Origin of the sequence: Perlucidibaca aquatica, from assembly GCF_001676655.1 — a bacterium.
In the GTDB taxonomy this organism is placed as follows: Bacteria; Pseudomonadota; Gammaproteobacteria; order Pseudomonadales; family Moraxellaceae; genus Perlucidibaca; species Perlucidibaca aquatica.
The window spans coordinates 444107-462180 of the sequence record NZ_LZDB01000001.1 but is presented as its reverse complement, the minus strand read 5'-3'; the positions used below and the strand labels follow the sequence as shown (position 1 = coordinate 462180).

Genomic DNA, 18074 nt, shown 5'->3' with positions numbered 1-18074 from the left:
CTAGTTTGTCGTTGGGAGCGTGGGCTGCTGGGCTATCCCGTAATGCGCCAGTAAGTCACGCAGATGAGAGAGTGTCTCTTGATCCAGTGTGGTGAGGTAGGGATCGAGAATATCTAGGCAGGCCTGACGCTTGGCGGGCGACAGCCGACGAGCAATATCCAGCAAGGGGTTCCATTGCGCGCTCAGTAGGGCGGCATAGCACGCCCGTTCAAGCATGCTGTTTTCTGCTTCCGCCAAGACAGCCGCAAGTGCCTCACGGCCCGCTTCATTCATGTACTCCGCCAACGCCAGCATGGCTGTCCACAGGCCTTTGCGCTCCGTAGCGATCAGAATCCGCTGCAACACCTCGGGCACCTGCAATGACGCTAAATTCACGACGTGGCGCTGTACCTCGGGCGATAGGCATGCCACGACCGGCAGCAAGTCTTCCCAGAGATCCTCTTCTTGCGCGGCATGGACCACCGCATTCAGCACGTCCTCACCTTGCGATGCTACCAACTCACCGAGCTCGCGTTTTAGTCCGTAACTCGAGTTGGCCAGGAGCGAAAGTATGTGTGGCCAGAGCGGACGGCGCTCGGTATCGCAGACCATCAACATGGCGCGCTCAATGCGCTCCCGAGGCAACACTCGGATGAGGTGGTCAATGCGATGCCGCGACTCAATAAAAAAGACGATTTGAATGAGATCGCCCTCATCCGGGATGTGAGCGGCGAGCTCGCTCACCACAGCGTCAGGAAGCAGCGCCACAAAACGACCCAACGTGATGTAGTCACGGCGGGCGAGCAAAATTTGCATAATCTCTGCAATTTGGGCCGCTGGCAGTAAGTACAGCAGCTCGCGTGCGCCTCGAGGGTCCAGCCTTTCCGCAATATTGGTCATGAAATCTTTGGGCAAATAGCGGGCAATAGCCGCCACACGCCATGCGGGCAATTCACTCGCCAAACGCGCCGTGAGCGTCGCGCCCAACCAATAACGCGCTAATAAAGCTGCCAGCCAACTGGGTAGCCATCGGGTTAGGGCTGCCATGGCCTGAATCAGCTCTCTCTGCTCATCAAACAACTGATCCGAAATGGCCGTGCGAAAATGATGTAATGAACCAGAAGGTAAGTCTGTCAAAAATTCCAATTGCGCAGGCGACACCCCCAGCAGGCGGCCTAGCTTAATCACTTCAGCCTGACTCGATAACCGACTCATGCGCCATGCCTTAAGCGGCGCTGCAACAACCACCGCAGCGGTAACAGCAATCTATGCCTGAGATCGTGCTGCAGCAGCTTGGCCTCACGCTGACTTGCCGCTTCCAGCAGCGCATTCAATTGCTGTAAATGGCGGGGCGACAACTCAGCGAAATCCGCCAAACTGGCGACTGGCCGACGTAGTCTTCGCGCCAGAGCCTGAAGGGCGATGTTGTTGTCGGCAGGCGTCATTGCGCGCTCCTGAGGAAATAAAAGTTGGCTTATCGCTTACGCTGGGCCAGCCATTTGTCGAGCTGATTGGCGAAATTCTGCCGATCCGCTTGCGAGAACGGCGGCGGGCCACCACGCACCATGCCAGCATCACGCAAATCACTCATCAGATCCCGGATGGCTAAGCGCTGACCAATGGATTCTTTGGTATGGAATTGTCCACGCGGTGTCACCGCCGCCACACCTTTCTTCACCAGCTCAGCGGCCAATGGGATGTCCTGTGTGACCACTAAATCATGTACATCGGAGTGCTGCACGATGTAGTTATCTGCCACATCAAAACCGGCAGGCACCTGTACGGCCTTCATGGGCAAGCCAGCGGGCACACGCACCGGCTGGTTGGCGACAAAGGTAATTGAAATGCCGGTGCGTTCGCAGGCGCGAATCAGCATGTCTTTAATGACGATTGGGCAGGCATCCGCATCAACCCAGATGGCAGAAGGCATGGTTCAGTTACTCAAGTTCAGGAAGTGTGACGACGCAATGAACGTCGAGTCATAGTAATTCATTCCGGCAAAAATGCCTCGATGACCCGATTCAGGTAGCGCTGCCCCAACGCTGTTGCAACCAACGTGCGGGTGTCGTTTTGCAGCAAGCCTTTACGCTGTAAAGCCGTCACTGTCTCGGCCAGCACCTGCGCACTTAAGCCGGTTCGTTCCGACCACAGCGTTGTGGACACACCCTCAATTAGGCGCAGGGTATTGAGCATGAATTCAAAGGGCAGCGCCTCGGCAGCAATCAAAGTCTCAGCCACGCGAAAGCGCGTCGCCGCGAGATAGTCTTTCGGCACCCGAGTCTTGCTGGTTCGCAGGACATCCAGGCCGGTAGCCGTTACCTGCGTGAGCTTGCCATGCGCGCCCGCTCCGATACCGAGATAGTCGCCAAACTGCCAGTAGTTCAGGTTATGTCGGCAACGCTGATTGTGACGGGCATAGGCCGAGACCTCGTACTGCACATAGCCCTCAGCGGCCAGCAATGCCTGACCAGCATCCTGAATATCGGCAAGCACGTCTTCATCGGGCAAGACGGGCTGTTCGCGGAAAAACACGGTGTTCGGCTCCAGCGTGAGCTGATACCAAGACAGATGCGTGGGCTCGAGCGCGATGGCCTGGCGCAAATCATCCAACGCCTGCTCCAGCGTTTGCCCGGGAAGCCCGTGCATAAGATCGAGATTGAAATTGCTGAAGCCGGCCTCGCGTGCCGACTGCGCGGCGCGCTGCGCTTCATCACCCGAGTGGATGCGACCTAGCGCTTTCAGTTGCGCGGTCTGGAAGGTTTGCACACCAATCGATAAGCGATTGATGCCGACCTCGCGATAGCCCTGGAACAAGCCCTGCTCGACCGTGCCGGGGTTGGCTTCGAGGGTGATTTCGATATCGTCAGCGAAATTCAAGCGCGCACGAAGTCCGTCAAAAAGCGCGGCATAACCTGCTGGTGAAATCAGTGAAGGCGTGCCGCCGCCAATGAAAATCGAGACCAGCTCACGTTCGCCAGCCTGTGCATCGGGGAAGTCCGCGAGGTCCTGATCGAGATCTTGCAGCAGCGCCGCGATGTAGGCCGCTTCGGGCACGCCACCCTGCTCGTCACCGGGCGCGGCGTGAGAGTTGAAGTCGCAATACGGGCATTTGCGCACGCACCAGGGCATGTGCACATAGAGGCTAAGCGGGGGTAGATGGCTCAAAGCCCGGTCTCGCCCCAGCGCGCCTTCAACTGTTGCAAGGCGCGGCCTCGATGACTGAGCTGAGCCTTGCGCTCACGGGAAAGCTCCGCACTGGTCATGCCCTCGCCCGGTACCATGAACAAGGGGTCGTAGCCGAAGCCGCCTTCACCCGAGAGCGCGTGCGCGATTTCGCCCTCCCACACCGCCTGGCAGAGCACCGGCAGCGGGTCATCGGCGTGACGCACAAAGGCAAGTACACAGACAAATCGTGCAGTACGCGGGGTATTGGCTGGCAGCGCTGCCAGCGCATCGAGCAGCTTGGCGTTATTGGCGGCATCGCCTGCCGGTGCGCCAGTGAGTGGGTCAGCGGCATAGCGTGCAGAGTAGATGCCGGGTGCGCCGAGCAAGGCATCAACAACCAATCCTGAGTCATCGGCCAAGGCCGGCAGGCCCGTCAGCTGAGCGGCGTGGCGAGCTTTCAGGATGGCGTTTTCGACAAAAGACAGCCCGGTCTCATCCGCATCCGGCACGTCAAACAATTTCTGCGAAAGCACTTCAACGCCCGTGTCAGCGAGCAGCGCCTGTAGCTCTTTAAGCTTGCCGGCATTGCCGGTGGCCAAGACTAACTTAGTCATGCGCCACTCCCGCGCGTGACGCGGAAAATTCCAATTTCCCCGAATAAATTCGGGAACCAGCGCGACAGCACACTGTCCTGTTGATCCTGATCCACGGCGAGGCGATCGAGCACGTGCAGACCCTTGTCGCGGCACATGGCTTCGAAGTCGCGGAAGGTACAGAGGTGAATGTTCGGCGTGTCGTACCAGCCGTAGGGCAGCGCGCGCGACACCGGCATGCGGCCATTTCGAATCAAGTACCAGCGCGTTTTCCAGTGGCCGAAATTGGGAAAGGTAACGATGACTTCGCGCGCCACCCGCACCATGTCGTCGAGCAGTTCGTCCGGGCGTTGCACGGCCTGTAGCGCCTGCGCCATGAGCAGGGTATCGAAGCTGTCGTCGCTGAAATTGCTCAGACCTTTATTCAGGTCCTGCTCAATGACGTTAACGCCGCGCCCAATGGCGATGGTGAGTTTGTCCGGATCAATTTCCAGGCCGTAGCCGCGCACATTGAGCGTGTCGCGCAGATGCGCCAAGAGCTCGCCATCACCACAACCGAGGTCGAGTACGCGCGTATCGGGTCGCACCCATTGCTTGACCAATGCCAGATCAAGACGCATGGCAAGCCTCCTGCTCTTCGGCGACGCGGCGCATATAAGCCCCAAACACGGCGAGGTAGCGCGGGTTGTCGAGTAGGAAAGAATCATGACCCTGTGGTGCATCAATTTCCGCATAGGACACGCACTTGCCGGCCTCGACCAAGGCATCCACGATTTCGCGTGATCGCTCGGGGGCAAAGCGCCAGTCGGTACTAAAGGACAGCACCAAAAAGCGGCATTTTGCCTTGGCAAAAGTCTTGGCGAGGTCGTGATCGTAGTCGCGCGCCGGATCGAAATAGTCGAGCACGCGCGTCATCAGCAAATAGGTATTGGCATCGAAGCGCTTGGAAAAGACCTCGCCCTGATAGCGCAGATAGGACTCGACCTGAAACTCGGCATCAAACCCGTACTGGTAGGTCTTGGCTCGCAGATCGCGACCGAACTTCTGGTGCATGGCATCGTCGGACAGATAGGTGATGTGGCCGACCATGCGCGCCAGCGACAAACCCACTTCCGGCACCACGCCATGCGCGTAGTAATGACCGCCATGAAAATCCGGGTCGCGGCGGATGGCCTGACGCGCCACTTCATTGAAGGCGATGTTCTGAGCTGACAGCTTCGGCGCGCTGGCGATGATCACCGCATTGGCGATGCGATCTGGCTGATCGATGCTCCAGCGCAGCACCTGCATGCCGCCGAGCGACCCCCCGACCACCGCAGCCCAGCACTGAATGCCGAGATAGTCCGAGACCTGCGCCTGCACCTTGACCCAGTCACGCACCGCCACCAGCGGAAAGTCTGGGCCGAACGGCACGCCCGTGTCGGGGTTAATCGACGCTGGCCCGGTCGAGCCATGGCAGCCGCCGAGGTTGTTCATGGCTACCACAAAGAAGTGATCGGTATCGATGACCTTGCCCGGCCCGATGGCCGCATCCCACCAGCCCGGCTTGGCTTTGGCCGGATCTTCGCCAGCATGGAAACCGGCGGCATGATGATGCCCGGACAGCGCATGGCAGATCAGCACAGCATTGCTGCGCTCGGCGTTAAGCGTGCCGTAAGTCTCGTAAACGATGTCGTAGGCTTTCAGCACGCGGCCGCTAGCCAGCGTCAGCGGCGTGTCGAAATGCACCGTCTGCGGCGTGGCAAGGCCCACGCTGTCGGCGGGATAGACGAACGATGCCGCGTCAGACATCAGCCCGCCCCTACCAGCGCCAGCGCGGTGGGGTAAGCCGACTTCACCAGAATCTCAAAGATCTGAATGGCGAGGAATGCAATGATTGGCGACAGGTCAAAGCCGCCCATGCTCGGCAATAAACGACGGCAAGGCGCCAAAATGAACTCGGAGAGCTGAAAAATTGGCATCAAGGCCGGGCTAACGCCGCCGGACGCCATGCTGACCCAGCTCAGGATCACCATGAGCAAAATCAGCCAGAAAAAGAAGCTCGAGGCCGCCAGCAGCAACCCGAATACTGCCGTCACGGCCAGCAACGCAGGCGTTGCGGCTTGCTCGGTGAGATAGGCCGTGGCCGCCAGTTGCACCAGCTTGACCACAAAAATTAGAACCAGTGCCGCGAAGTCCAAACCAAACACCGACGGAATCACACGCCGCAGCGGATGCAAAATCGGGCTAGTGGCCTTCACCACAAACTGCGACATCGGGTTGTAGAAATCTGCGCCGGAGGCCTGCAGCAAAAAACGCAACCACACCAGCATCAGAAATACGCTACAGGCGGTGTTGATCAATAACAGGGCAATTTGGCTCAGCGGATCCATCTCAAAAACTCCTCAACATTAGTCGGCAGCGCCGAGCTCTAGGGCCATTTGCGCGCCACGATCGGCACAGGCACGCAAGGCGCGCTCGAAAATGACACTCAGTTCGGCTTGATCAAACACTTTCACGGCCTGCTCGGTGGTGCCGGCGGGCGACGTGACGCGACGACGCAGTTCAGCGGGAGCGACATCGGCGGTGATGGCCATTTGTGCCGAACCCAGCGCAGTCTGCAACGTCAGGGCACGCGCATCGCGCTCATCCAAGCCCAGTCTCACACCTGCCGCAATCATGGCTTCCATGACATAGAAGAAATAGGCCGGGCCGGAGCCGGACACGGCAGTCACGGCATCAATCAAATCTTCGTGCTCGACCCACAGGGTAATCCCCACAGCACCCAAGACTTGCTCGGCCAAACGGCGTTGCTCGTTACTGACGCGGTCGTTGGCAAACAGGCCGGTAGCGCCCGATTGCACCAGCGCAGGCGTGTTCGGCATGGCGCGCACCACAGCCAGGTTGCCGCCAAGCCAGCGCACCAGACTATCGCTAGGAATACCCGCCGCAATGGACAAAATCAGGGGTTGTTTCGCTTGCACCACAGCGGCCAGGGGACGCAGTACATCGGCCATCACCTGCGGCTTCACGGACAGCACCAGCAAATCCACCGAAGCGGCCAAAACGGCATTATCGGTCACGGTTTTGCAGCCGCGCGCCGCATGTGCCGCCAGTTGCCCAACATTGGAGTCGGACAACCAGAGATGGCTCGCGGGCCAGCCCTGTGCGAGCAGGCCGCCGACCAGTGCCGACGCCATATTGCCGGCACCGATAAAGCCTAACTGGGGGTAATTTGAATCCGTCATGCTTGCACTCAATTAATCGCTCTCAGGTGCCGGTCGCGCACCAAAAATAGCCGTACCAATACGTACCATTGTGCTGCCGGCGGCCACCGCATCCGTCAAATCATCAGACATTCCCATCGATAAGGTATCGAAGGGCTGGGCGGCTAAAGCCGGCAGTCTAGCGAGTAAATCCGAAGCTGTCTTTGCCAGCAGCGCATGCGCTGCGACATTGCCCGGTTTCGGGATCGCCATAAGCCCGCGCAACCTGACATGGGGCAGCGCCAGCACGGCCTCCGCTAACGCCGGAAGATCCGCCAGCGCACAGCCGGACTTGCTGTCCTCATCGTCGATATTGACCTGCAAACAGATCTGCAACGGTGGCAATTCGGCGGGTCGTTGCGCCGACAAGCGCTGGGCGATCTTCAACCTGTCCACCGAATGCACCCAGTCAAAATGGGCAGCGACGGATTGAGTCTTATTACTTTGCAGCGGACCGATGAGATGCCATTGCAGCGGCAAGTCCGCCAGCTCGGCCATCTTGTCTAACGCCTCTTGCACATAATTCTCGCCAAAGGCGATTTGCCCCGCGGCATGTAAAGTGCGGATAGCCTGCGCCGGGTGCAGCTTACTGACAGCCAGCAAGGCCACGCTGCCCGAAGGCCGATCAGCGGCCTGCTCAGCGGCGCGCACGCCAGCGTTAACCGCCCGCCAGCGTGCCAACAGTTCTGAATCATTTTTTTCGGGCGGATGCACTAGCGAAACCTCGCGGCGTGGTCTTTGCTTGAGAGCAGGGATTGTCGCAAACCTGTGCTGACAAACCTAGCGGCTAACTCTACGACATGGAGGTCGGAATGGCTGAGGATGATCGCTGGCTGTTGTCAGCTTGGGCGCAGGCACTGGCAGCTCAGGCTGCCGATCTGCACCTGGCGAGCGGCCAGATGCCCCTGATGCGTTGTCGCGGCCAGCTTGTGCCACTCACATCTGGCTCACCCTGTCCGCCGCTGCCCTGGCCGGGTCTCGCTGCCTACTTTAGCGATGCCTCCGCGCAACGCCTGCTGCAAGGCCAGACTGCCGGCGAAGCCGAAGGCGCCTTCGAGCACCCTGCGCTGGGCCGCGCACGCTGGAGTCTGGCGCGGACCGATCACGGCCTGATGCTGGTCATGCGTCTGATTCGCGGGCAAGTGCCCAGCCTGCTGGATGTGCAACTCGACACGACAGTTGCCAATCGCCTGCTGCCCGCACAAGGACTGGTGCTGATCACCGGTGCTACCGGCTCGGGCAAATCTAGCACCCTCGCCGCGCTCGTCGAACATCGACGACACGCTCAGGGTGGCCATGTCATCACCCTCGAAGACCCTATCGAGTTTCGCTATGACTCTCATCAAGATCAGGGCCGCATCAGCCAGCGCGAGATCGGCCGCGACAGCCTGAGCTTTGCCAGCGCCCTGCGTGCCGCGCTGCGACAAGACCCCGATGTGCTGCTGATCGGCGAACTGCGCGATGCCGAAACGGCGCGGTTGGCGCTGTCTGCCGCCGAGACCGGGCATTTGGTGCTGACCACGCTGCACACCGCTTCCGCCGTCGGCGCGATTGACCGCCTGCTCAGCCTGTTCCCGCCCGACGAGCAAGAGCTGGCCCAAGCCCTGCTCGCCGAAACCCTGGTCGGCGTATTGGCACAAGAGCTGATCTGGCAGGATGGCCAGGCGCGCGCCCTGCGCGAAGTGCTGATCGCCACCTCGGCAGTACGACACCTCATTCGTGAGCATCGGCTCGCGCAGATTCACAGCGTCATGCAGACCGGAGGGAGCTTAGGGATGCAGACACGGGCGCAGGCTTGGGAGCGTGGGGGATTTAGCTAAAGGGGTGGGAAACCGACTTAAAATGTTGCAAAAGCAACAATAAATGCTTAAATACGACAAATATCACAGAAATATGCCCATGAGCGCACTAGAGAGCAGCAAGCCTGATCCCTCACTGGTTCTGGCGAAAGCAGTCGTCAATGCCGGAAAAGGTATGGGCCTGACGCAAGAAGAGGTCGGCCATATCATTGGTCGCGAACGATCCAGCTTGTCTCGTAGCGGACTCGCACCTGACTCAAAGCCGGGTGAGTTGGCATTGCTACTGATTCGTTGTTATCGCGCGCTTTTTGTTCTGGTCGGCGGCAAGGATGCAGACATTCAGCACTGGATCAGCACGCCCAACCATCATCTGGGCGGCATCCCCAAAGAGTTGCTCAAGCAAACCCAAGGATTAGTGCGCACCATGACCTACCTTGATGCGATGCGCGGCAAGGTCTAGGCATGATTATGGCTGCCGAGCCTTGGGCATCCTTGAATCGGGAAGATGCCTTTTCGTCCATCCAAGGCAGGCTGTGGCGGCTGGTTGAAAGCCAGGAGCAGGTAGCAACAAATCGTCTGGTTAGCTCGATGGATGAAAGCGCTGTGCTGGAACAGCTGCTGGAGGGCCGAAAACCGCCATATCCAGCGGGGACAGAGCGGCTTCACTACTTGCTGGCCACGCCGTTTCGATACCCTCCTCTACCGTGGGGCTCTCGCTTTGGTCTTGAATGGGAGCCCGGTATTTTCTACGGCTCGTGTGATTTGCAAACCGCTCAGGCGGAGACCGCCTACTATCGCTTGCGATTTTGGCAGGGCATGAGTGTGCCGCCACCCTCCGGCGTGCTGATCACGCAGCATGATTCATTCAGTGCGGACTACGCTTGCCCGACCGGCGCGAGACTTCAAAACCCGCCTTGGGCGCAGTGGCAAGCGTCATTGACGCATCGTAGCGATTACAGCACTTCACAAGCCGCTGGCAGCTGGCTTCGGCAGCAAGGCGCTCAGGGCTTCGAGTTTGAATCGGCGCGCTGCCCGCAAAAAGGCATCAATGTGGCCTTGTTCAAACCCGAAGGTCTGCACTCCGAGACGCCCCTAGAAATGCAGCCTTGGTTATGTGAAACACGCGCAGACAGTGTTGCTTTCAGCAGCCGGAGCAGTCGTCGAGGCATTGATGTCGTGCGCTGGACCACGGCAGACATTCCGCTCTGAAACGGGCTCAGGCAAACGGATCGGCAATATCGGTCAGCTTGCTGGTGCCGGCGGCAACGGTGAAAGTCTTGCGCATGGCCAGACTCTCCACGCCGATCTGCGCGGGATCGACAATGTTCGCGGCGTAACGCCACTGCGCGATCATGCGCTCGGCAGTGAGGCTGACCAGCACGAAGCCATGCGACTTCAGCTCGTTGTAACGGATGTGCGGGTTTGCGACCGGAATCGCGGCAGATACCACTTCCGCGACGCCATCGGGAAAGCCCGGCGATGTCACCGAGGGTGCGACCAGCTCGACGCCAAACGGCTTCTCCAGCAGATTGCCGGCGAGCAGGAACGGGTTCTCGTATAGCTCGATGGCCCAACTGGTGTGGATATCCCCCGTGAGCACCACCAGATTCTGCAGGCCGATGGCTTTGACGAAGTCGCGCACGCGGTCGCGCTCGGCGACATAGCCATCCCACTGATCCATGTTCACCGCCGCGATATTGCCCAGTACCTTTTGCCCGAGTAGTTGTAACTGCGGCAACTCGACCAGATTGAGCTGGCCGAACATGACCTGCTGGCCGAGGAAGGTCCATTTCGCGCCTTCGTTCTTCGCCAGCAAGAGTTGCAGCTGCAGCCATTCGCGCTGGCTCTGCCCGAGCAGCGAGCGATTCGGGTTAGTCCGATCCGGATCGACCGCCGGTGTCGCCGCCTGCTTGTCGCGGCCGACATAGCGGGTGTCGAGCATGATCAGATCCATCAAGCCGCCGACGCGAATGCGGCGATAAATCACTTCGCGCGGATCCGGGCGCAGCGTGGTCGCCTGACGGCTGAACTGCTCACGCAGCGGCATCCAGTTGAAATAGGCGCGGATGCTGAAACCACTGCGATCAGTCCAGCTGCCTTCTGTCCCTTCGGTGTGATTCTCGGCACCGTCACGCCAGGTGTCGTTGGTAAACTCGTGATCGTCCCAGATGCAGATCATGGGGAACTGCGCATGCAGGCGCTGCAGCTCGGGGTCGCGCTTGTACTGGGCATGACGCAGCACATAATCCTGCTGCGTGATCATCTCCGTGGGCGGTTCCGGCACGCGATCCTGGCCGTTGCGGACCAGCGCCGAGCCATCGCCATATTCGTCCTCGCCGTACTCGTAGAGGTAGTCGCCGAGGTGCACGACAAAGTCGAGATTGTCCTCCTGGCTGATCATGTCGTAGACGCTGAAAAAACCTTCCGGCAAGTTCGAGCAGCTGGCGACGGCAAAGTTGGCGGTCGTCACGGCAGAGGCCGCCGGCTGCGTTCTGGCGCGACCAATGCGTGACACCTGCGAGCCGGCAACAAAGCGGTAATAGACAAACTGGCCGGCAGGCAATGCGGTCATCGTGCCTTCGGCAAAGCGCGTGCCTTGATACAGCGCGACATTGCCGAGGTCGATCTTCACCGTGTAGTCACGCGCCTTCAGCGCCAGAAAGGTACCGAGACGGCGGACGGCATTGGCCGTGAACAAGGCTGCCCAATCGCTTTCCTTGGCAAGGCGCTGCGGCGACAGCACATATTCCAGACGCAAGGGTATCGATGCCACATCGGCATTCAGCGGTTTCAGCGCTGTCCACAGGATGATCTTGTCGGCGTCGGGATCGCCACTGGCCACGCCATAGGGGAAGGCATTGGCGGCGAGCAGGGCATCCACTTCACGGGCCGATGGCGTGCTGCCACCCACACCCGAGGTCGGCGGCTGTACGCTGGAGTCCGATGAGCCATCCGAGCCCAGACAAGCCACCAAACTCGGCAGAGTCGCGCCCAGAAGCAGACTGTTTTGAAGGAATTGACGGCGTTGCATAGGAAGGGCTCAGGCAGAATTCAGAGCCCGAACCATAGCTAGCGAAGGTTTCAGTTTGGCGACAATGCGGGGGGATGGTCAGACCTCCGCATTGCGAACGCAGCCCTCAATGACCCGCCCGCACCCGCCCCACCATCTTCTGCCCGGCAAACACCGTATTGCGGCCCACAGACAACCACTCTTCCCCGGCAACCTGCCAAGTCTGCGCCGGATCAATCAACAGCACACCCGACGCCGCCTCGCCCAGCGCCCCAATCGGCTTTTGCAGGATGCGCGCCGGTGCCGAGGTCAAAGCCTCGATCAAGCGACGTGCCGACAATTCGCCATCCGCCACCAGTTTCAGGCCCAGCGGCAGCACGGTCTCCAGCGTGGACATGCCCGGCAGGGCTTCGGCGAACGGCGCTAACTTAGCGGCGGCGTTCAGGGGTTGGTGATCGGAGCAAATAGCGTCAATCACGCCTTCGCGCACGCCGGCAATCAGCGCCACGCGATCAGCTTCGCTGCGCAGCGGGGGCCGCACATGAGCCATGGCGTTGAAACCGTCAATCGCGGCATCGGTGAGATGCAGCTGGTGCATAGACACATCGGCGGTAACCGGCAGGCCTTTATCTTTGGCGAGACGAATGAGCGTGACGGAGCCGGCACAGGAGAGCTGGCCGAAGTGGGCGCGCACACCGGTCTGCTCCACTAGCAGCAGCGCGGAGGCCAGCGCAATGGTCTCGGCCGTTTCGGGGATGCCAGTGAGGCCGAGGCGTGCCGCCATGAAGCCATCGTGCGCACAGCCGCTGGCCAGCGCCTGCTCTTCCGGCGAGAAGAACACGGTGAGGCCCATGGAGCTGGCGTATTCAAGGCAACGCAGCAGCGTGTCGAGACTGGCCACCGGCTGGCGCGCCTGACCCACACCGACGCAGCCAGCCGCTTTCAGGCCGCCCATGCTGGCCAGCGACTTGCCTTCCAAACCTTTTGTTAACGCACCGACCGGATAGACTTGGGCATAACCAGCGGCTGTGGCTTTTTCAATCACCTGCAATGCCACCGCACCATGATCAATAACCGGGTGCGTGTCGGGCGGCAGCACGAGGTGTTTGAAACCAGCCGCTGCAGCGGCTCGCGTTTCGCTGGCGATGGTGCCGTGCTGTTTCGGGCCCGGCTCGCGTAAGCGGGCACAGAGATCGACAAAGGCCGGCGTCAGCCAGCAGCCATCGGCCGCCTGTGTTTCATTCACCACCAGTAAGTCGGCTGCCGAACCCAATGCCACCACCACGCCGTCCTGTACGACGGCGCTTTGCACCGTATCGGTGCCGGTCGCGGGATCGATGACGCGTACGCCGGTGTAGCGAATCAAGGCGCTCATTGCCCGTTCTCCTGAAGCTGTCCTTCCACCGACATCACCAGTACCGCCATGCGCACAGCAATGCCGTAGTTAACCTGTTTTAAGATTAACGACTGCGGGCCATCAGCCACTTCTGATTCAATTTCAACGCCGCGATTGATCGGGCCCGGATGCATGACCAATACATTGGGGCTGGCCACTTTCAAGCGCTCACGAGTCAGCCCGAAGAGGCCGTAAAATTCGCTGGAGCCGGGCAGCAGCGCCGACTCCATGCGTTCGTTCTGGATGCGTAAGGCGATGGCAACATCGGCTCCAGCCAGGCCCGCCGTCATGTCTTCGAACACCTGCACGCCGAGCTGTTCGAAGTCTATTGGCAGCAGCGTGCGTGGGCCAATCACGCGAATTTCTTTTGCGCCCAGGGTCTGCAAAGCATGGATTTCCGAGCGCGCCACACGCGAGTGGCGGATGTCGCCAATGATGGCCACGGTCAGATTCTCAAAGGCACCGGCATGGCGACGGATAGTCAGCATGTCGAGCATGGCCTGCGTCGGGTGGGCGTGACGGCCGTCACCCGCATTGATGACGGCAATTTTTGGTGTGACCTGGCTGGCAATAAAGTGCGGCGCACCGGACAGCCCGTGGCGGACCACAAAAACATCGGCGGTCATGGCCTCGAGGTTCCAGAGCATGTCGCGCAGGGTCTCGCCCTTGCTAGTCGAACTTTTCGAAATGTCGATGTTAAGCACATCCGCCGACAGGCGTTTGGCCGCGACCTCGAAGGTGGTGCGCGTGCGCGTGGAGGGTTCGAAGAACAAGTTCATCACCGTGCGCCCCGCCAGCAGCGGCACATTGCGGATACCGCCTTGATCATCCAGAAAGCTTTCAGCGCGGTCGAGAATTTCGGTGAGCAGCTCGCGGGATAAACCTTCGGTGCTGAGAAAGTGCTTGAGCTGGCCTTGGCCATTGAGCTGCAAACGACTTGCCTGATGGGCGTGAGATTGGTGCATGGGGCGGCATCCTGAATCAGCGTGCCGCGATTGTAGCTGAACTCGTCGCGCCGATCTTCAGCCTTTTGGCCGCTTACCCGGTGGACGCATGGGGTTGATGAAAAGGCGCAAATAACTGCCGATCCACTTGATGTACTCCCAGACCTTAATCCAGTGCTCGTTATCGCGCTCACTTTCGAGCAAAGACACGTCCGGCGCGCGACCGGTCAGTGCGGTGAGTTCAGCGACAAGCGCGTCACGGGCTTCAACAGCTAAACGCGGCAATTGGGCATAGGCTGTGCGGTCGCCGAGATGAAAGGCCAAGTAACGACGGCCGAGCAACTCATACAAGATGTCCCACGAGCTTATCTCCGCCAACGGCACTCGCGTCACGCCACGCAGACCACCCGGCCTCACCACTAACTCTAACCCTTCAATCGCGACTTTCATGCCCTTCTCGCTGACCTTACACCCGAGTCCAATTGGGCTCGGCAAACCATGACGCGACAATATGACAGGCGGCGGTCGAGTCCAGCGACGGCAATTTTCCGCGTCGTTGCTGGCTGACCTCGGCCAACGTTTCGCGCGCAGCCCGCGTACTTAAACGCTCATCCTGGCGATAAACAGGCACTTCGGGATAACGCGCCGCCAGTCGTCGGGCAAATTTCAAGGCACGCAAACTCAACTCCGACACCGTGCCATCCATGTTTAAAGGATTGCCCACAATAAACACCTGCGGACGATGCAGCTTCACCAGGGCATCCACCTGATCCCAGTCCGGAATACCATCACGCGCCGTGACCGGTGCCAAGGGTGAACCCATGGCCGTAATGGGCTGACCGCTGGCCACGCCCATGCGCTTGGTGCCGAAATCAAAGGCCAGCACGCGCTCCGGCAGCTCAGGCATGCCCGACCTCGTGCGACAGCAAACGCCAGTCCAAGCCGATTTGCTGAATGGCCGATTCCCATCGCTGCTCGTAGGGCAAGTCAAACAGAACGGTTTCATTTGCCGGCAGCGTGAGCCACAAATTATCGGCCAACTCCTGTTCGAGCTGACCCGGCTCCCAACCGGCATATCCAAGGGACACCAAATACTCACTGGGGCCGTGACCTTGCGAGATGGCATCGAGCACATCACGCGAATGCGTTACCGCAATATTGGCCGCACTGTGCATGGTCGACGTCCACGGGCCATGGTCGCGATGCAAGACAAAACCCAGCTCCGGATGCACCGGACCGCCCACCAGCACCGGCTGATCCGGGCGGCGCAAGGGCTTCAGCGGTGGCAGACGCAAGTCCGTGAGCAAATCGCCAAAGCGCAGCTCACTAGGCTGATTAATGATGAGTCCGGCGGAACCATCTTCATCACTGCGAAAGAGGTAAATCACCGCGCGATGAAAAATACCATCGGCCAATTCAGGCATGGCGATGAGGAACTGATGGGTAAGAGGCGTGTCTGCAATGCTCATGCCCAGACTATGGGGACTCCCCGCTCAGGAGACAAGGGGCACAGATTAAACAGGCCAAAGATCAAGCATTGACGCTGATGCCGCCACTCCGTATCGTGACCGCCTAGTCGTAAACCACCTATTTTGGAGTACTCGCATGGCCCACCGTCTCGCCACCCTCGTTACCGGCGCATCCTCTGGCATTGGCGCAGCACTGGCCGCTAGTTTTGCCCGCGAACCCAGCCGCGTACTGGTGCTTGTGGCCCGACGTACTGCGCCCATGCATGCCCTTGCGGAAGAATTCAAAAACCGATTTGGTACCGAAACACAGGTGATTGAGGCTGATCTGGAAGTGCCGGGTGCAGCAGCTCAATTACTGGCACAAATTGACCAACTCGGCCTAACCGTCGATACGCTGGTGAATAACGCCGGCTTCGGTCTTAACGGCCCTTTGCAAGATATGACCCTTGCTCGCGTCAGTGGCATGCTACAGCTCAACATCACTGCGCTTACCGAGCTAACACATGGCGTAGTGCCAGCCATGCGCGCCCGCCGCAGTGGTCGCATTCTCAACGTCGCGTCGATTGCCGCCTTCCAGCCCTGCCCGAATTTTGCCGCCTATGGTGCGAGCAAGGCCTATGTGCTGTCGTTCAGCGAAGCCCTAGCGATTGAGCTGGAAACCAGCGGCATTACCGTCACGGCGGTTTGCCCCGGCTCAACATCCAGTGGCTTCCATGCCGTGGCCGGCAGCGATCGCTCACTGGTCGCGAAGTTTATGGACAGCGCGGAAACGGTCGCGGAACAGGCTTATAAAGCCCTGCAAAATGGCGATTCCGTGGTGGTGACCGGCTGGGTAAACAAGCCATTACCCATGATGAGCCGTCTCATGCCGCGCACGATGCTGGCACGGATTACCGGGAAGTTAATGGCGAAGTAATTCGCCTGCTTACACGCCGGTCGCCAGCGTGTCGGCAAAGCGCCAAGTGCGGATGATCTGCAGCACATCAATCTGGCCTTGCTGAGAGGCCGGGAAGCGCGCAAAGGGTTCGGCCTGCCGCACCGATTGCTCGGCGGCGCGATCCAAAATGGCATGACCGGATGACTGCAGAATCTGGATGCGCTGAACACGGCCATCCGGATAGATCGCGACCAGCAAGCGTACTTGCCCCTGAAGGCGCTGCGCCCGCACCTCAGCAGGGAATTGAGCATTACCCACCGACTCAACACGCTGACGGAACTGATCAATGTAACCCGCCCAATCATCCTGACGCGTACTCACCGCCGCCAGCGTACGAATGCGCGGGCGCTTGGCGTAGGCCTGCTTGCTCGCCGAGAGGCGCGCTTCGAGGGCAGCGATGTCGGCATCGAGATCGGGAGAGGGTGGCACGGGCGGCGCAAGCGGTGGCGCTGGGGCTTTTGCGGTAGCGACCGGCGTTGAGGGCTGACGTGTACTGATCAATGTCGGTTGCTTCTGTTCGGCCAGCGCTGCAACGGGCTCCGGCGCTTTCGGGGCGACCGGCTGAGCGCCACGACCCTGCCCCGGCAACGGTGTGCGCTCACGCGTGGTCAGCAGGCGTGCTTCCGCTAAAGTGCCGCTGCCCTCCTGCTGCGCCTGCGCGAGGAAGTCCGCTTTGACCGGCGCTTTCTCACTTTTGGCTGGCACCAGGGTCACTTCCATCACCGGCGCGGCCTGTGTTTTCGGCACCACAAAACGGATGCCGAAGAGCACCAGCGCATGCACCAGCAGCGCCATCACCAGAGTGAATGCCAAGCGGTCCGCCGGTGTAATCGGCGACACCGGCGGCAGCTGCCGCTCAGCCGCGCTGGCCACGGTAGACATTCACGCGACGAAACTCGTCGAATTCATTGAGGTCCGGCAGGGTTTCAGCCATGACCGAAGCGACCTGGGTGTAGTGCTCGGCCTGCAGATTTTTCACCCGTGAATCGGCGAGCCAGACTGTATTGGCACGATCCAGAAATGCCGGCAAGAAATCGCGATTGGCGCGGTCGTAGAGCACGTCGGCGGCAAACAGCACATCGAAGTGCTCATCGAGCTGGAAAAAGTCACCGGCCAGTTCCAGCTGCACGCCATTGAGCGCGGCGTTGGCGGCCGTGGCATCCAGAGAAGCCGGATCAATATCGCAGGCGACCACTCGCGCCGCGCCGGCCATCGCCGCTGCAATAGCGACCACGCCAGAGCCTGTGCCGAAATCGAGCACGGACTTGCCGCGCACCAGCTCAGGGTTACTCAGAATCTGCCGCGCCTGCGCCAGACCAGAGGCCCAGCAGAACATCCAGTAGGCCGGCTCGTTTAGCGCCCAGTCCATTTCCGAAGGGCTGAGTGCGTCGTGCGGGAAATCGTCGTTGAGCAGAAACAGTTGCAAGCCACCACAGTCGGGCAGTGTTTCCGGGGCGATCCTTGCCGCCGACAAATGCGGCTGGATGCGTGCCGTCAGTGCCTGTGCCAGCAAGGCTTCGCTGTGAGTATCTAGCAT

The 18074-nt window shown here is 60.1% G+C and carries 22 protein-coding genes; 4 read left to right on the top strand and 18 right to left on the bottom strand.

Annotated elements, in window-relative coordinates; all coding sequences use genetic code 11:
- The 10 genes from A8710_RS02285 to A8710_RS02240 are packed head-to-tail and all read right to left on the bottom strand — an operon-like array spanning window position 1 to window position 7666.
- On the bottom strand, window positions 1-1194 hold the full coding sequence (locus A8710_RS02285; RefSeq protein ID WP_068857848.1) for a hypothetical protein: 1194 nt from the start codon (window positions 1192-1194) through the stop codon (window positions 1-3).
- The gene (locus A8710_RS02280; protein WP_068857847.1) at window positions 1191-1424 is read right to left on the bottom strand and encodes a hypothetical protein; all 234 of its coding nucleotides are present in this window, start codon (window positions 1422-1424) and stop codon (window positions 1191-1193) included. Before A8710_RS02280 ends, A8710_RS02285 begins: the two co-directional genes overlap by 4 nt.
- A gap of 29 nt (window positions 1425-1453) precedes the next feature.
- A complete protein-coding gene (locus A8710_RS02275; RefSeq protein ID WP_068857846.1) occupies window positions 1454-1909 on the bottom strand; it encodes a YaiI/YqxD family protein in 456 nt (151 codons plus the stop codon).
- A 59-nt stretch (window positions 1910-1968) separates the two neighbouring features.
- A complete protein-coding gene (gene hemW / locus A8710_RS02270; RefSeq protein WP_082968601.1) occupies window positions 1969-3162 on the bottom strand; it encodes a radical SAM family heme chaperone HemW in 1194 nt (397 codons plus the stop codon).
- Window positions 3141-3758, bottom strand: coding sequence for an RdgB/HAM1 family non-canonical purine NTP pyrophosphatase (gene rdgB / locus A8710_RS02265; protein WP_068857844.1), 618 nt, complete (start codon window positions 3756-3758; stop codon window positions 3141-3143). The genes hemW and rdgB overlap by 22 nt, the downstream gene beginning before the upstream one ends.
- Window positions 3755-4357, bottom strand: coding sequence for a methionine biosynthesis protein MetW (metW, locus tag A8710_RS02260; protein WP_068857843.1), 603 nt, complete (start codon window positions 4355-4357; stop codon window positions 3755-3757). The genes rdgB and metW overlap by 4 nt, the downstream gene beginning before the upstream one ends.
- A complete protein-coding gene (gene metX / locus A8710_RS02255) occupies window positions 4347-5528 on the bottom strand; it encodes a homoserine O-succinyltransferase MetX (protein WP_068857842.1) in 1182 nt (393 codons plus the stop codon). Before metX ends, metW begins: the two co-directional genes overlap by 11 nt.
- Entirely contained in the window at window positions 5528-6109 is a 582-nt protein-coding gene (locus A8710_RS02250) for a YggT family protein (RefSeq protein WP_068857841.1), read from the bottom strand. Before A8710_RS02250 ends, metX begins: the two co-directional genes overlap by 1 nt.
- An 18-nt stretch (window positions 6110-6127) precedes the next feature.
- Complete coding sequence (gene proC, locus A8710_RS02245; RefSeq protein WP_068857840.1) at window positions 6128-6964, bottom strand: pyrroline-5-carboxylate reductase; 837 nt, start codon at window positions 6962-6964, stop codon at window positions 6128-6130.
- A 12-nt stretch (window positions 6965-6976) separates the two neighbouring features.
- The gene (locus A8710_RS02240) at window positions 6977-7666 is read right to left on the bottom strand and encodes a YggS family pyridoxal phosphate-dependent enzyme (RefSeq protein WP_068858140.1); all 690 of its coding nucleotides are present in this window, start codon (window positions 7664-7666) and stop codon (window positions 6977-6979) included.
- Between the two features lie 128 nt (window positions 7667-7794).
- Here A8710_RS02240 and A8710_RS02235 point away from each other — a divergent pair, with 128 nt between their 5' ends.
- The 3 genes from A8710_RS02235 (at window position 7795) to A8710_RS02225 (ending at window position 9990) form a co-directional block, all read left to right on the top strand.
- Complete coding sequence (locus tag A8710_RS02235; protein ID WP_068857839.1) at window positions 7795-8802, top strand: type IV pilus twitching motility protein PilT; 1008 nt, start codon at window positions 7795-7797, stop codon at window positions 8800-8802.
- Between the two features lie 79 nt (window positions 8803-8881).
- Window positions 8882-9241 (top strand): MbcA/ParS/Xre antitoxin family protein, encoded by a 360-nt coding sequence (locus A8710_RS02230; RefSeq protein ID WP_068857838.1) that lies wholly within the window; start codon window positions 8882-8884, stop codon window positions 9239-9241.
- 2 nt (window positions 9242-9243) lie between these two features.
- Window positions 9244-9990 carry an RES family NAD+ phosphorylase gene (locus tag A8710_RS02225; protein ID WP_082968600.1) on the top strand — a complete coding sequence of 249 codons (747 nt, stop codon included), beginning with the start codon at window positions 9244-9246 and terminating at the stop codon, window positions 9988-9990.
- A 7-nt stretch (window positions 9991-9997) separates the two neighbouring features.
- On the opposite strand, the gene A8710_RS02220 is transcribed toward A8710_RS02225, so the two are convergent.
- The 6 genes from A8710_RS02220 to A8710_RS02195 all read right to left on the bottom strand — a co-directional run bounded on the left by A8710_RS02220 (window position 9998) and on the right by A8710_RS02195 (window position 15600).
- Complete coding sequence (locus tag A8710_RS02220) at window positions 9998-11812, bottom strand: alkaline phosphatase D family protein (protein WP_068857837.1); 1815 nt, start codon at window positions 11810-11812, stop codon at window positions 9998-10000.
- 106 nt (window positions 11813-11918) lie between these two features.
- A complete protein-coding gene (locus A8710_RS02215) occupies window positions 11919-13166 on the bottom strand; it encodes a dihydroorotase (RefSeq protein WP_068857836.1) in 1248 nt (415 codons plus the stop codon).
- Window positions 13163-14152 (bottom strand): aspartate carbamoyltransferase catalytic subunit, encoded by a 990-nt coding sequence (locus A8710_RS02210; RefSeq protein WP_068857835.1) that lies wholly within the window; start codon window positions 14150-14152, stop codon window positions 13163-13165. The genes A8710_RS02215 and A8710_RS02210 overlap by 4 nt, the downstream gene beginning before the upstream one ends.
- 57 nt (window positions 14153-14209) lie before the next feature.
- Window positions 14210-14581 (bottom strand): hypothetical protein, encoded by a 372-nt coding sequence (locus A8710_RS02205; RefSeq protein WP_068857834.1) that lies wholly within the window; start codon window positions 14579-14581, stop codon window positions 14210-14212.
- Window positions 14582-14597: 16 nt separating this feature from the next.
- The gene (ruvX, locus tag A8710_RS02200; RefSeq protein ID WP_068857833.1) at window positions 14598-15038 is read right to left on the bottom strand and encodes a Holliday junction resolvase RuvX; all 441 of its coding nucleotides are present in this window, start codon (window positions 15036-15038) and stop codon (window positions 14598-14600) included.
- The gene (locus A8710_RS02195; protein ID WP_068857832.1) at window positions 15031-15600 is read right to left on the bottom strand and encodes a YqgE/AlgH family protein; all 570 of its coding nucleotides are present in this window, start codon (window positions 15598-15600) and stop codon (window positions 15031-15033) included. Before A8710_RS02195 ends, ruvX begins: the two co-directional genes overlap by 8 nt.
- A gap of 136 nt (window positions 15601-15736) precedes the next feature.
- Between A8710_RS02195 and A8710_RS02190 the strand changes: the two genes are divergently transcribed.
- Window positions 15737-16516, top strand: a complete 780-nt coding sequence (locus A8710_RS02190) for an SDR family NAD(P)-dependent oxidoreductase (RefSeq protein ID WP_068857831.1) — start codon at window positions 15737-15739, stop codon at window positions 16514-16516.
- A 9-nt stretch (window positions 16517-16525) separates the two neighbouring features.
- Here A8710_RS02190 and A8710_RS02185 read toward each other — a convergent pair whose 3' ends face one another.
- Entirely contained in the window at window positions 16526-17419 is an 894-nt protein-coding gene (locus A8710_RS02185; protein ID WP_082968599.1) for an energy transducer TonB, read from the bottom strand.
- Window positions 17394-18074, bottom strand: a complete 681-nt coding sequence (locus tag A8710_RS02180; RefSeq protein WP_082968598.1) for a class I SAM-dependent methyltransferase — start codon at window positions 18072-18074, stop codon at window positions 17394-17396. The genes A8710_RS02185 and A8710_RS02180 overlap by 26 nt, the downstream gene beginning before the upstream one ends.